A 12,777-nucleotide genomic window follows, 5' to 3' on the forward strand; every position below is an offset into this window, starting at 1 on the left:
GGGATCGTGTCGATCCCGTCCCCGGATGGAACGCCCAGCGATCTTGATTTACTCAGCCCTGGATCTTCTCGACCTGGGCCAGCGCCTTCTCCTTGAGCGAGGCCGGCAGCGGCGCGAAGTCGATCTCCGGGGCCAGCTCCTGGCCCTCGTTGAGCAGGTAGGTGAGGAAGCCCTTGACCAGCTCGGCCTTGGCGGCGTCGCCGTACGAGGTCTTGACGATGATGAAGGTCGGCGCGGTGATCGGGTAGGAGCTGGCACCGGCGGCGTCGAGCGGGTTGTAGCTCAGGTCCGCCTCGATCGCGGCACCCTCCAGGCCGGCGGTGGTGCCCTCGATCGACGGCTCGACGAACTGGCCGTCCTTGTTCTTGATGGCGGCGAAGGTGAGCTGGGTGGCCTTGGCGTCGCTCAGGTCGACGTAGCCCACGGCGCCGTTGGTCTGCTTCACGATCTGCGCGACACCGGTGTTCTTCTCACCGCCCTGGGTGCTGGCCGGCCAGGCCACCGTGTCACCGCTGCCGAGCTTCCAGGTGGAGCCGGCGGCGGCCGCCAGGTACTTGGTGAAGTTGTTGGTGGTGCCGGAGCCGTCCGAGCGGTGCGCGACGACGATCGGCGTGCTGGGCAGTTCGACACCCGGGTTGTCGGCCTTGATCGCGGCGTCGTCCCAGGTCTTGATGTCGGTCTGGAAGATCTTGGCGAGCGTCTCCGGGCTGAGCTGGAGCTTGTCCACGCCCTGCAGGTTGTAGGAGACGGTGATCGGCGCGGCGACCGTCGGCACGTAGAGGAACGAGTCGGCGGCCACGCCGTCGGTGTCCTTCACCAGGCTGTCGGTGCCGGCGAAGTCGACCAGGCCCTCACCGAACTGCTTCTTGCCGGTGCCGGAGCCGGTCGCGTTGTAGGTGACCGTGACGTTGGGGGCAGCGCCCTTGAACTCTTCGATGACCTCTTGGTAATACGCGTCCGGGAAGCTCGCGCCGGAGGCGTTCAACGCGCCGGACAGGTTCGCGTAGGCGCTGTCGCCGCCGCTACCGCCCGGCTCCGTGCTGTTGTCATTGCTACCACAGCCGGTAAGCGCGAGCGCGGCAAGCGCGACGCCGGCGAGGACGCGCCGCGAAAGCACGTTGCGGTTCACCAGGTAAGCCTCTCTATCGGGGTGCATCAGCCCGTCCGGGCCGTACGCGAGTCAAGGTAGGAGGCCCAGGTAGCCGGACTCCCGGACCCAGGTGAACGAAAAGTGAACTTGGCGGCTCGACCGGTGGCCGGACGGGAGTCGGGATGTGACGTTCCGGGGGCGGCGTGCCGGATGCCCGGAATGGGACCCCCGACCAGAGCGGGATGGGACCCGGTCAGAGCCGGATCGTGCCCGTCGTCAGGTAGACCACCTGCCGCGCCACGTTGACCGCCTGGTCGGCGTACCGCTCGTAGTAGCGGCCGACCAGCGCCAGGTCGATGGCCGACTCCACCCCGTACGGCCAGCCCGCCACGAGCTGCGACAGCAACCGCTCCTGGGCGGCGTCGACCTCGTCGTCGTCGAGCCCGAGCTGCATCGCGGCCAACCGGTCGCGGGTGGCGAGTACGACGGCGGTCTTGTCGGCGATCCGGGCCGCCGCGTCGGCCATCTCGGTCATCACCGGGACCGCCGGTTCCGGGACCACACCCACCGGATACCGCATCAGAACCACCTTGGCGACGTGCACCGCGAGGTCGCCCATCCGCTCCAGGGCACCGGCGATCCGCAGGGCGCACACCACCAGCCGCAGGTCGGACGCGACCGGCTGGTGCCGGACCAGCACCTGCGGGATCATCGCCTCGACTTCGGCCCGCCGCTGGTCGAGCACCGCGTCGGCGGCGATCACCGTGTCGGCGGCGCCCCGGTCGACGTCGAGCAGGGCAGTGCTGGCACCCCGGATCGCCGCGCTGGCGTCCCGACTCATCGCAGCCAGCACGCCGGTGAGTCGGTCGAGCTGCTCGTCGTAGCTGTCCCGGCTCATCGCGCCCCTCCGTCCGTCCAGGCCGTCCCACCGCCGGTGGCTTGTCACCGCCGCGCCGGGGGCCGGGCCCGGCCCGCAAAGCTACCTGCCGCGCGCATCCCCGGCGGCGCTCAGTCGGCCAGCACGTCCAGCAGCAACGCCGCCGTCCATCCGAAACCCGCCGAGCCGAGACCGGCACCGGTCTCCGGGTGAAAGTACTCGTGACACCCGGCGGTCTCGACCAGCTCGATCATCGACGCCCGCAGGCCGGCCGCGAGCCGATCCTGCCCGTGCGCCAGCAGACCCTGCCGCACCAGCCAGTTCACGTTCATCCAGCTCGGACCACGCCAGTAGCGCAGCGGTTCGAAGTCGGTCGCGGTGCGGTCGTGGCTGGGTAGCGGTCGATCCATCCGGGCGGCCAGACCGAAGCGCGCCGAGGTGGCCTCGGCCAGCACCGCCTCGACCTGCCGTGCCGGCAGGTCGGGCAGGATCAGCGGGGCCAGCCCGAGCACCGTACGGGCCGGAGTCAACCGGCCCGTACGCAGGTCACGGGGGTGGAACGTGCCGGTGGCCGGGTCGTACAGCCGGTCCACCACGGCGGCGGTGATCCGCGCCGCGTTCTCCCGGTGCGGCCCCGGGTCGGCGTCGACCTCCCCGGCGATCCGGGCCAACGCGTGCTCGGCGACGCCCATCGCGGCGTTGAACAGCGGACACTCCACCAGGAACGGATGCCGGTCGGCCAGCCCCTCGTCCCGGTAACCCGCCGCCCGATAGGCGGTGACGACGGCGACGTACCGCGCGTAGTCCAGGTCGGTGGGCCGGTGCGCGGCGGCGGCGTGCACGATGTCGCGTCGCCGGTACGCCCGCAGGACCGACTCCTCGGCGGGCACCGCGGCCAGCGGGTCGTCCCAGGCCGGGCTGTTGTCCAGGCCGGACTCCCACGGGTGCACGACGGCGGCCAGCCCGGCACCACCGACGTCCCGACGGGTGGCGAGATAGCGCTGCTGCGCCACCAGCCGGGGATAGAGCCGACGCAACGCGTCCCGGGCCTGCGGTGCGGGCGCCCGTTGGTAGGCGTGCCAGGCGGCCAGCGCGTGCACCGGCGGCTGGACCAGACCCGAGGTGGCCACCGCAGGCGCGCCCACGACCTCGGTGCAGGCCCAGAACACCGGCCCCGGGAAGTACGCGGTGGCCGGCACCGCCGGATTGAACACGATGTGCGGCACCCGGCCGTCGCGCCACTGGGCGTCGAACAGGCTGGACAACTCCGACCAGGCCCGCTCGGGATCGACGTGGGCCCAGCCGATCGCGATGAACGCCGAGTCCCAACTCCACTGGTGCGGATAGAGGGTGCGCGACGGGACGGTGTGGTCGTGCTCCCAGTTCCCGTCCAGAGTGGCCCGCGCCGACTGCCACAGCCGGGCGTACCGCCCGCCGGCCGGGCGGGCCGCCGCCGGGCTCGGCTCGGCCGACGGAACTGTCCGGTTAACCATGTGTCACATCCAGGTAGCGCTACGTCCTCGCTAGGCTAGACGATCGTGGCATCAGTCACCGCGCACGGGGGCCCGCGATCGACTCGACGCTGCGGCAGCACTCCTTCCCGTTCCCCCGGATCGCGGGACGGGCGGTCACGAACCACGAGTTCGTGACCGTCGCCCGGCTGCCCTGAGACGGCCGGATACGGTGGGACGCATGGGCAACCCGACCCGGTGGGCCACCGACACCGACCCCGAGCACTCCCAGTGGTACGTCGACCGGTTTCGCCGCATGGCGGCCGACGGGGTCGACCTGGCCGGGGAGGCGCGGTTGCTGGACACGCTGGTGCCGCCGGGCTCCCGGATCCTCGACGCCGGCTGCGGCACCGGTCGGGTCGGTGCCGAGCTGGCCGCCCGGGGCCACACCGTGGTCGGTGTGGACGCCGATCCGGTCCTGGTGGACGCGGCCCGCGCCGACCACCCGGGGCCGCGTTGGCTGGTCGCCGACCTGACCGAGCTGGACCTGGCGGCGGCCGGTGAACCCGAGCCCTTCGACGCGGCCGTGCTGGCCGGCAACGTGATGGCCTTCGTGGCGGCCGGCACCGAGGGCGCGGTACTCCGGCGCGTCGCCGCGCACCTGCGCCCGGACGGGGTGGCGGCAGTGGGCTTCGGCACCGACCGGGGCTATCCACTGACCGACTTCGACGCCGACGTGGTCGCCGCCGGACTGCGCCTCGATCACCGCTTCGCCACCTGGGACCTGCGCCCGTGGCACGACGACGCCGACTTCGCCGTCACCATCCTGCGCCGCCCCGCTGCGCGCCCTTCGGTGTAAGGAAGGGACCCTTTCTAACGCCTCGTGTATAGGAAGGGACCCTTCCTTACATCAGGGGGTGGCGGCCTGGCGGGCTGCCTCGGGGTCCAGGGGCGCTCCGGCGGGGATCAGGTCGACCACGCCTGCGGGTAGCCGGACCGGGCGCACCTCGCCGTAGCCGAGCATGGCCGCCACGGCGGCGTCGGCCAGGACGTACCGCCGACCGAGGTCGGTGACCAGCGAGATCGCCCCGCCGGTGGCGCCGGGCGCGGCGACCGATTCGACGACGGCCCCGCGCCCCGGCTCCACCAGCACCTGGTCGGCCACCTGACCGGTCGGTCGGTGCGACGCGACGGCCGGCTCCGGCAGGTCCACGCCGAGGTGCAGCTCGACCGGGCCGGTGTCGTCGCCGACCCGCGCACAGAGCGTCGGCGCGTCCCCGGTGGCCAGCCGGGGCGGTTCCTCCGGCGGTGCGCCGGGGCCGGTCGGGGCGAGGTCGTCGAGTTGCGGCAGGGCGGCGAAACGGCCGAGGCTGACCTGGTCCGGTTCGCGCTGGCCGGTGCGGGCCAACAGCAGCGCGGCCTGCAACTCGGTGATGCCGGCCAGACCGTCTCGGAGCACCACCGCGTACTGTCGTCCGCCGCCGGGGTTGCGTACCACCATCACGTCACCGATCCGCGCACCGGCGACCCGAGCGGACCGGTCGCCGAGGCCGGGGATCTCCAGCGGCTTCAGATCCACGCCGGCCGGAACGGCGTTGAGCAGGGCCGCGGCGACCGGCACGGCCCGCGCCCGGGTGACCGCCAGCGCGGCCAGCACCCGGTCGGTGTCCCGGACCAGGTGTCGCCGCTGCTGCCAGAGCAGATGCAACGCGCCGTCGGGGGCGCGCAGCAGCAGGGCGTACGCGCCGAGCGGCCGACCGCCGCCGGCCCCGGCACCGATCAGCAGCACCGAGCGGGGCCGCTCCGGTGCGGCCGGGGTCGCCACCGACGAGCAGACCGTCCACGGCGCGGTGGTGAGCCGCCCGGTGTCCGGCAGCGAGTCGGGCGCGTCGCCGATGCCCAGCGGTACGCCACGCGGCACCCCGTCGAGCGAGCGACGTGACACCAGCACGGTTCTCGGTCGGTCCGCACCGACGATGAGCAGGGCCGAGGCGTAGTTGCGCACCGGGTGCAGGCGTTGTTCGCGGTAGACGAACCGGGCACCGGACTCCTTCTCGACGATGACGGCGGCAGTGTCCCGCCACGTCGCGCCGCCGCCGGTGAACAGGCCGTAGAGGGCGAACGCGCCCAGCCCGACGACCGCCACCAGGACGCTGGCCAGAGCGGCGCCGGCGAGCCGCCGCATCGGTGACTGCACCGGGTCGGTCTCGCGCATCACCAGCGCCGCCACCACCCGCTGGAGGGTGAACTGGTACGAGTGGAGCTGGTCCTGCCGCGACGGCATGCGATCTCCTCCGCGCGAGACGGTCGGCGCACAGGATATGCGCCGCGTCGATGTCGCGTGGACCGTGCGTCACCGCCCGCCGGCTTACGCGTAGCATCCGGCCGGTGAGCGTACGTTTCGAGGAACTGGCCTGGCGTCCGACCCCGATCGGCGAGATCAGCCTGCGCCGACGCCGGGAACCCCGTCTCGACCTCGACGTGTACGAGGTCAAGCTCGACGACGAGTACCTGATGTCGAGCCTGTTCACCGCCGGTGAGGTCGCGCTGGCCGAGTTGGGCCTGGCACCGCTGTCGGGGACCGGCCTGGACGTGGCCGTCGGCGGTCTCGGGCTCGGCTACACGGCACGAACCGTGCTGGCCGACGACCGGGTGGGCGCGCTGCTGGTGGTGGAGGCGATCGAGGACGTCATCGACTGGCACCGGCGCGAGTTGTTGCCGTTCGCCGCCGGGCTGGCCACCGATCCGCGTACCCGGCTGGCCCGGGCCGACTTCTTCGCCCGGGTGGCCGGCGGCGACGGCCTCGACCCCGACGCGCCCGGGCGTCGTTTCGACGCCGTCCTGCTGGACGTGGACCACTCCCCCGCGCACGTGCTGCACCCGAGTCACGCCGACTTCTACACCCCGGCCGGGTTGCGCCGCCTGGCGCGGCTACTGCGTCCGGGCGGGGTGTTCGCGCTCTGGTCGGACGACCCGCCCGAGGCGGGCTTCGAGGAGGTCCTCGACGAGGTCTTCCCGACCCACCGCAGCCACGTGGTGCGCTTCGCGAACCCGCTGACCGGTGGCGAATCGGCCAACACGGTCTATGTGGCGCAGACCTCGACCAGGCCCGACCTGGTCGAACAGGCATGAGGCCGGGCCGGACGGGGTAGCTGACCAGGCAGGCCGCCCGGATCGTCCGGACGACCTGCTCAGGAGGTTCAGATGCGTGCCCTGCTTTGGGTGGTCGCCGTGGTGGCCGGTGTGCTCGTCCTGCTCGGGCTGCTCCTCGAAGCGGTCCGTTGGTTGCTCATCATCGGTGTCATCGCGCTCGCCGCAGTGATCGTGCTGGCTTTCGTCAAGGGGCGGCGGTCGGCCCAGAACTATCCGAGCCGCCGCTGACCGGCGGCTCGGATATCGGCGGCGTCAGACGCCGGCGGCGGCCAGCGCGGGCGTCGCCGGGCGGTCGTCCGAGATCTCGGTGCGGCGGCGTCGGTTCGGCAGGGCGAGGCGGAAGACCTTGCCCCACGCGGAGAGCACCTGTCGCGGCAGGGAGCCGGTGACGTACTTCAGGCCGTACTTGTCGAACAGCGCCCGCACCTCGGGGGCGATCTCCTGGTAACGGTTGCTGGGCAGGTCGGGGAAGAGGTGGTGCTCGATCTGGAACGACAGGTTGCCGGTCATGATGTGCATCAGCTTGCTACCGCTGATGTTGCCGGAGCCGAGCATCTGCCGCAGGTACCACTCGCCCCGCGTCTCCCCCTCGATCGAGGTCTTCTCGAAGGTCTCCACGCCCTGCGGGAAGTGCCCGCACATGATCACCGAGTGGCTCCACAGGTTGCGGACCAGGTTGGCGGTGAAGGTCGCGGCCATGGTGTGGAAGAACGACGGGCCGGACAGCAGCGGGTGGATCACGTAGTCCTTGAGCGCCTGGCGGCGGATCTTGCGGCCGACCGCGCGGAGCCGGGCCCGGAACTCCGGGCTCTTGTGCTTGCCGTCCTTGAGGTTGTTGGCCAGGTCGAGGTCGTACGCGGCGACGCCGTACTCGAAGAAGCAGGCGTTGACGAAGTTGTAGACCGGCTGACCCAGGTAGGCCGGGTGCCAGGGCTGGTCCTCGTCCACCCGCATGATGCCGTAGCCGAGGTCGTTGTCCTTGCCGACCACGTTGGTGTAGCGGTGGTGCAGCTCGTTGTGCGACTCCTTCCACTGCGAGGCCGGGGTGGCGTGGTCCCACTCCCAGCTCGTCGAGTGGATCTTCGGGTCGCGCATCCAGTCCCACTGGCCGTGCAGGACGTTGTGCCCGATCTCCATGTTCTCCAGGATCTTGGCCACCGACAGACCGGCGGTGCCGATGATCCAGGCCGGCGGGAACAGCGAGAACAGCAGCACCACCCGGCTGCCGACCTCCAACTTGCGCTGCGTCGAGATGACCTTGCGGATGTACGCGGCGTCCCGCTCACCCCGGGAGTTGATCACCCGCTCCCGCAGGGCGTCGAGCTCCCGGCCGAGGTTCTCGATGTCCTCGGCGGTGAGATGCGCGATCGGGTTGTTGGCCTTCTTCTGGATCACGGTCACGGCGGCGGTTCTCCGATTCAGATCTCGAGTTCGCAGGGCCCGGCCGCGGCCGACACGCAGGTCTGCACACGTACGCCGTCGCCCGGCAGGGCGGTGGTGAGCTGTCCGTTGCGCAGGTCGCGGACAGCGCCCTGGCGAAGTGGCAGCACGCAGCCGAAGCAGATGCCCATCCGGCAGCCGGAGGGCATCAGCACGCCGGCGTTCTCACCGGCGTCGAGCAGCGGGGTGGTGCCGTCGGCCGCCACCGTCACCGAGGAGTTGGTGAAGGTGACCGTGCCGCCGTCACCGGCGGTGATGATGGTGGGCCGGAAGCGTTCGGTGTGCAGGCGCTCGGCCTGCCCACGGGCGTCCCAGTGCGCCTCGGCCGCGTCGAGCAGACCGAGCGGGCCGCACGCCCAGGTGCGACGCTCCAGGTGGTCGGGGACGAGGGTGTCGAGTTCGGCGACGTCCAGCAGTCCCTCGACGGAGGTGTGGCGCTCCACCAGCCGGAGGGTGCCGCGCGCGGCGAGGGCGCGCAGCTCCGGGCCGAAGACCACGTCGTCGGCGGTCGGCGCGGAGTGGACCAGCACCACGTCGCTGCCGTCCAGCGCGCCGGAGCGCAACATCCCGGCGACCGGGGTGATGCCGCTGCCGGCGGTGAGGAACAGCACCCGCTCCGGTGCCGGCGAGGGCAGCACGAAGTCGCCGCGTGCCTGGTCGAGCTGCACCAGCGTGCCGGGGCGTACCCGCCGCACCAGGTGGTTGCTGACCACGCCGTCGGGGATCGCCTTGACGGTCACCGAGATCGGGTCGGTACGGCGGCCGGGGGCCGAGGTCACCGAGTAGGCCCGCCACTGGCGTACGCCGTCGACGTCGACACCGAGGCGTACGTACTGGCCCGGGACGTGGCCACGCCAACTGCGTCCCGGCTGGATCAGCACGGTCGCGGCGTCGGCCGTCTCGGGGCGCACCTCGACGATCCGTCCGCGCAGGTCGGCGCCGGACCGCAGCGGGGCGACCAGGTCGAGGTAGTCCGCGGGGAGTACCGGTGTGGTCACCGACTCGGCGAGTCGCCACAGACGGCGTCGAAGGGATACCTTGGCGCCCGGTCGCGGAACGGTGGCGGTCATAGGACGATGGTCGCGGTGTGCTGGGCATAAAATCTTGGCCGGCGAAGGTAAAGTGACCCATCCGTTTTGTGCGGGGAGAACAACGTGGCGGAAAACTCCGGCACCAGCCATCGGGCGGCTCGCATCGAGTTGGACCAGCGGGTGGCCCGTGAGCTGCGCGAGCGTCTGCCGCTGGTCGCCGAACGAACCGTCACCGCGATCACGGCGGAGGTGCCCAGTTACTCCGGCACCCTGACCGGACAGATGCGGGACAAGATCGAGAACGCGGTGCAGATCGCGTTGGGCACGTTCCTGCAACTGCTCGAACGCTCCCACGGCGGCGACCCCAGCACACCGCTGGTCCCGGCGCTGGAGGCCGCGTACGCGTTGGGCAGCGGCGAGGCCCGGTCGGGTCGCAGCGTGGACGCGCTGCTGGCCGCGTACCGGATCGGCGCCCGGGTCTCCTGGCGGGAACTGGCCGCGACCACCGTGGCGATCGGGTCGCCCGCCGCCGCGGTCGCCGAGTTCGCCGAGCTGATGTTCGCCTACATCGACGAGCTCTCCGCCGCCAGCGTGGCCGGGCACGCCGACGAACTGGCCAGCGTCGGACGGGCCCGCCGACGGAACCTGGAACGACTCACCCAGCAGTTGCTCCTCGGCGAGCCGGAGGACGTGCTGGTGCGCAGCGCGGAGCGGGCCGACTGGCCGCTGCCGCAGACGCTGACCGTCGCGCTGCTGCCGCAGACGAAACTGCGTGGCGCGCTGGCCCTGCTCGACGAGCACACGCTGGAGAGCACCGAGGAACTGCCCGCCGGGGAGTCGGGCGCGGAGACCGCCGTGTTGCTCGTACCGGACATGCACGGCGACCGGCGACGGCAGCTCGCCCGGGTGTTGCAGGGCCGACGCGCCGTGCTCGGGCCGGCCCGCCCCTGGGCTCGGGCCGGCTCCTCCTACCACCGGGTGCTGCGGGTCAGCACCCTGGGCATCGCGCCGCCCGACGACGGCGAGCCGGTGGACACCGAGCGTCACCTGGCCGAACTGCTGCTCAGCGCCGACCTGGAAGCCCTCGCCGACCTGCGGGCCCGGGTCCTGCAACCGCTGGCCACGCTGCCCGCCGCCAGCGCCGAACGGCTCGCCGAGACGCTGCGCTCCTGGCTGCTGCACCAGGGTCGACGCGACGACGTCGCCGCCGACCTCTTCGTCCACCCGCAGACCGTGCGGTACCGGATGGGTCAGCTCCGCCAGCTCTACGGCGAGCGGCTCACCGATCCGCGCAGCCTGCTCGACCTCACCGTGGCGCTGGCGCTGCCGGCACCCACCCCGCCCGCCGCAACCACCTGAGCGACGCGGCACACGGCGCGGTGCGGCGCGCGGTCATTCCAGCGTGTGCGGCCCGAGCAGGCGGATCTCCTCGACGTCCAGCCGGGCCTGCAACTCGCGCAGCACCACGTCGTCGATCTCCCGGGCGTCGCGCATCCGGGTGATCTCGCGGCGCTTGTGATCCAGCGCGGCCAGCCGTAGCCGACGTTCCGCCTCCTGGGCGGCGGCCGTCTCGTCCTCCGGCTCGGCCTGGGCCGCGTCGAGGTGCCCCGCGTACTCGTCCTGGATCCGCCGCAGAATGTCCGCGTCGGTGCCGATCCGCTCGGCGATGTCCGGCAGCGCGTCGAGGGTGATCCGGGTGGCGCGGACCCGGGCCTGCCGGCTCTCGTCCTCGCGTTCCGGGTCGCCGGTGAGCCCCGCCCAGGTCAGCAGGAACGGCAGCGTGGTGCCCTGCACCAGCATGGTCAGCAGGATCACCGTGGCCACGCAGAAGATGATCAGATCTCGTTCGGGGACCCGGTCGCCGTCGATGCTCAGCGGGACCGCGAGTGCCGCCGCCAACGAGACCGCGCCCCGGAACCCGGCCCAGCCGGCGACGGTACGGATCCGCCAGTTGACCCGGCGGTTGCGCGAGGCCGCTCGATGATCCACCAACCGGGCGACGAGAGCGGTCAGGTGCAGCCAGAGCATCCGCACCGCCACCAGCACCACGGCCACCACCACCGCGATGGCGAGCGCACGCGGCAGCGACACGCTGGTGACGCTGCGTACCGCCCGAGGAATCTGCATGCCGACCAGGACGAAGAGTCCACCGTTGATGAGGAAGGTGGTCAGGTCCCAGAACGACAACGCCAGCACCCGGGACCGGGCCCGGACCACCCGAGGACTGGCGGCGGTCAGCATCAACCCGGAGACCACCACCGCGAGTACGCCGCTCTCGTGCACGACGTCGGCGAGGAAGAACGCGGCGAACGGGGTGAGCACGCTGATCGCGCCCTCCCGCAACGGGTCGTCCAGGCGCTTGCGGATCAGGATGACCACGGTGCCGACCAGCAGACCGGCCGCGATGCCGCCGAGGAACGACAGGCCGACCCGCTCCACGAGCTCGAACACGGTCGGCGCGGCGCCGCCGCCGAGCAGTCCGAGCGCCACGGCGAACAGCACCAGGGCGGTACCGTCGTTGATCAGGCTCTCGGTGTGCAGCGTGGTGAGCAGGCGCCGGGGCATCCGCTTGGCCAGACCGGCGACGGCCGCGGCGTCGGTCGGGGCGAGCACCGCACCGAGCACCCAGGCCACCGCCGGGTCGACGCCGAAGCGCTGCGCGACCAGTGACACCACCACCATCGTGACGCCGACCAGCCCGACCGCCAGCAGCGTGATCACCACGATGTTCGCTCGGACCTCGCGCAGGCTGGTGGTCAGGCTCTCCCGGTAGAGGATGGCCGGCAGGAACAGCAGCAGCACCACCTCGGGGGGAAGGATGACGTGCGACAGCGGCGGCAGTAGCGCCAGCAGCGCGCCCATGCAGATGAGCAGCACCGGCGGCGCGACCCGGTAGCGACCGCCGACGGTGGTGCCGACCAGCACGGTGACGCCCAACGTGATGATCAGCAGCAGCTCGCTCACGTCGCCCCCGTTCGTCGCCCACCACATGGTGGTACGCCGAACGGCCGTCCCGGGCGGATTCAGCCGATGGCCCGGCCCACCGATGAGATCGACTTACCGCCCTTCGGGCCCCTGAGCCTTTCCGAGCATCGGGCTGCAGCTTGCTTGGGGGTTGGGTAGCTGCTTCGAGAGATTGGGTAACAGCGTCTGATCCCAATTCACCACCTCTCGGAAGGAGGGGGTCGACTTGGGTCGCATCCCGCGCCCACTGCACTGGCTTACCCTCGTCGCAATGTCCGGCACGACCGTGGCTCTGACACTCAGCCGGAAGAGCAACTTCTCTGAATAGCATCGAGTCGTGGGCGGGACAGTGCCAGAGAGCCCCACCCGGGTTGGGTGGGGCTCTCTTTCGGCTTCTGGCTGAGTGAGCGGCATGCCTGCGTAGAGGTGGCCGACAACATCCCCAGCTTCGTTGGAGTGCGGGACAGCAAGGACGATGGCGCCTGTCGAGCTGAACCGTTTGCGCTATCGCACCGGTGGACCCGTGCGAAATGACCGTTGCCGTTGCCGTTGGACGCCTAACCGATCCGTTTTCGCTCTCAGCTCGAAAGGGCCCCGCCCCCCGTCCGGTTGCGTCCAGGGAAGTGGTGTACGACTTGCCCGTGATGGGCGTGTTGCGTAGATGAGAGACGGCCATCGCGCGATCCTTCGAGACGGCTAAATCCAACGAAGGAGAGTGATGCGCGATGGCCGCATCTGAGAGTGTGAACCCTGTTGACCTGCTGTGCGAGC

11 protein-coding genes are annotated in these 12,777 nt (G+C 71.4%); 4 read left to right on the forward strand and 7 right to left on the reverse strand.

Features of this window, described 5'->3' with window-relative positions; genetic code table 11:
• Positions 1 to 52: 52 nt before the first annotated feature.
• The 3 genes from pstS to ACZ31C_RS26290 form a co-directional block, all read right to left on the reverse strand.
• Complete coding sequence (gene pstS / locus ACZ31C_RS26280; RefSeq protein WP_465797540.1) at positions 53 to 1,129, reverse strand: phosphate ABC transporter substrate-binding protein PstS; 1,077 nt, start codon at positions 1,127 to 1,129, stop codon at positions 53 to 55.
• 214 nt (positions 1,130 to 1,343) lie between these two features.
• Positions 1,344 to 1,988, reverse strand: a complete 645-nt coding sequence (gene phoU / locus ACZ31C_RS26285; RefSeq protein WP_396745631.1) for a phosphate signaling complex protein PhoU — start codon at positions 1,986 to 1,988, stop codon at positions 1,344 to 1,346.
• A gap of 110 nt (positions 1,989 to 2,098) precedes the next feature.
• A complete protein-coding gene (locus ACZ31C_RS26290) occupies positions 2,099 to 3,460 on the reverse strand; it encodes an MGH1-like glycoside hydrolase domain-containing protein (protein ID WP_465797541.1) in 1,362 nt (453 codons plus the stop codon).
• Positions 3,461 to 3,659: 199 nt separating this feature from the next.
• On the opposite strand from ACZ31C_RS26290, the gene ACZ31C_RS26295 reads away from it, so the two are divergent.
• The gene (locus tag ACZ31C_RS26295; protein WP_465797542.1) at positions 3,660 to 4,277 is read left to right on the forward strand and encodes a class I SAM-dependent methyltransferase; all 618 of its coding nucleotides are present in this window, start codon (positions 3,660 to 3,662) and stop codon (positions 4,275 to 4,277) included.
• Between the two features lie 51 nt (positions 4,278 to 4,328).
• On the opposite strand, the gene eccB is transcribed toward ACZ31C_RS26295, so the two are convergent.
• Positions 4,329 to 5,702 carry a type VII secretion protein EccB gene (gene eccB / locus ACZ31C_RS26300; protein ID WP_465797543.1) on the reverse strand — a complete coding sequence of 458 codons (1,374 nt, stop codon included), beginning with the start codon at positions 5,700 to 5,702 and terminating at the stop codon, positions 4,329 to 4,331.
• 104 nt (positions 5,703 to 5,806) lie between these two features.
• Here eccB and ACZ31C_RS26305 point away from each other — a divergent pair, with 104 nt between their 5' ends.
• Both ACZ31C_RS26305 and ACZ31C_RS26310 read left to right on the forward strand, forming a co-directional pair.
• Positions 5,807 to 6,550: a polyamine aminopropyltransferase gene (locus ACZ31C_RS26305; protein WP_465797544.1), complete on the forward strand. Its 744-nt coding sequence runs from the start codon at positions 5,807 to 5,809 to the stop codon at positions 6,548 to 6,550.
• 72 nt (positions 6,551 to 6,622) lie between these two features.
• Positions 6,623 to 6,799, forward strand: a complete 177-nt coding sequence (locus ACZ31C_RS26310) for a hypothetical protein (RefSeq protein ID WP_396695706.1) — start codon at positions 6,623 to 6,625, stop codon at positions 6,797 to 6,799.
• A 24-nt stretch (positions 6,800 to 6,823) separates the two neighbouring features.
• On the opposite strand, the gene ACZ31C_RS26315 is transcribed toward ACZ31C_RS26310, so the two are convergent.
• Positions 6,824 to 7,972, reverse strand: a complete 1,149-nt coding sequence (locus ACZ31C_RS26315; protein ID WP_396745617.1) for a fatty acid desaturase family protein — start codon at positions 7,970 to 7,972, stop codon at positions 6,824 to 6,826.
• Between the two features lie 17 nt (positions 7,973 to 7,989).
• Positions 7,990 to 9,081, reverse strand: coding sequence for a ferredoxin reductase (locus ACZ31C_RS26320; RefSeq protein WP_465797545.1), 1,092 nt, complete (start codon positions 9,079 to 9,081; stop codon positions 7,990 to 7,992).
• Positions 9,082 to 9,165: 84 nt separating this feature from the next.
• On the opposite strand from ACZ31C_RS26320, the gene ACZ31C_RS26325 reads away from it, so the two are divergent.
• On the forward strand, positions 9,166 to 10,401 hold the full coding sequence (locus tag ACZ31C_RS26325; protein WP_465797546.1) for a PucR family transcriptional regulator: 1,236 nt from the start codon (positions 9,166 to 9,168) through the stop codon (positions 10,399 to 10,401).
• 33 nt (positions 10,402 to 10,434) lie between these two features.
• On the opposite strand, the gene ACZ31C_RS26330 is transcribed toward ACZ31C_RS26325, so the two are convergent.
• Positions 10,435 to 12,006, reverse strand: coding sequence for a Na+/H+ antiporter (locus ACZ31C_RS26330; RefSeq protein WP_465797547.1), 1,572 nt, complete (start codon positions 12,004 to 12,006; stop codon positions 10,435 to 10,437).
• Between the last annotated feature and the right edge of the window lie 771 nt (positions 12,007 to 12,777).

This window comes from Micromonospora sp. NPDC023869, from assembly GCF_055559695.1.

What these genes read in the sequence shown, in the direction of transcription:
- phoU (WP_396745631.1), bottom strand. Translation starts at nt 1,988, where the DNA reads ATGAGCCGGGACAGCTACGACGAGCAGCTCGACCGACTCACCGGCGTG.
- ACZ31C_RS26290 (WP_465797541.1), bottom strand. Translation starts at nt 3,460, where the DNA reads ATGGTTAACCGGACAGTTCCGTCGGCCGAGCCGAGCCCGGCGGCGGCC.
- ACZ31C_RS26295 (WP_465797542.1), top strand. Translation starts at nt 3,660, where the DNA reads ATGGGCAACCCGACCCGGTGGGCCACCGACACCGACCCCGAGCACTCC.
- eccB (WP_465797543.1), bottom strand. Translation starts at nt 5,702, where the DNA reads ATGCCGTCGCGGCAGGACCAGCTCCACTCGTACCAGTTCACCCTCCAG.
- ACZ31C_RS26310 (WP_396695706.1), top strand. Translation starts at nt 6,623, where the DNA reads ATGCGTGCCCTGCTTTGGGTGGTCGCCGTGGTGGCCGGTGTGCTCGTC.
- ACZ31C_RS26320 (WP_465797545.1), bottom strand. Translation starts at nt 9,081, where the DNA reads ATGACCGCCACCGTTCCGCGACCGGGCGCCAAGGTATCCCTTCGACGC.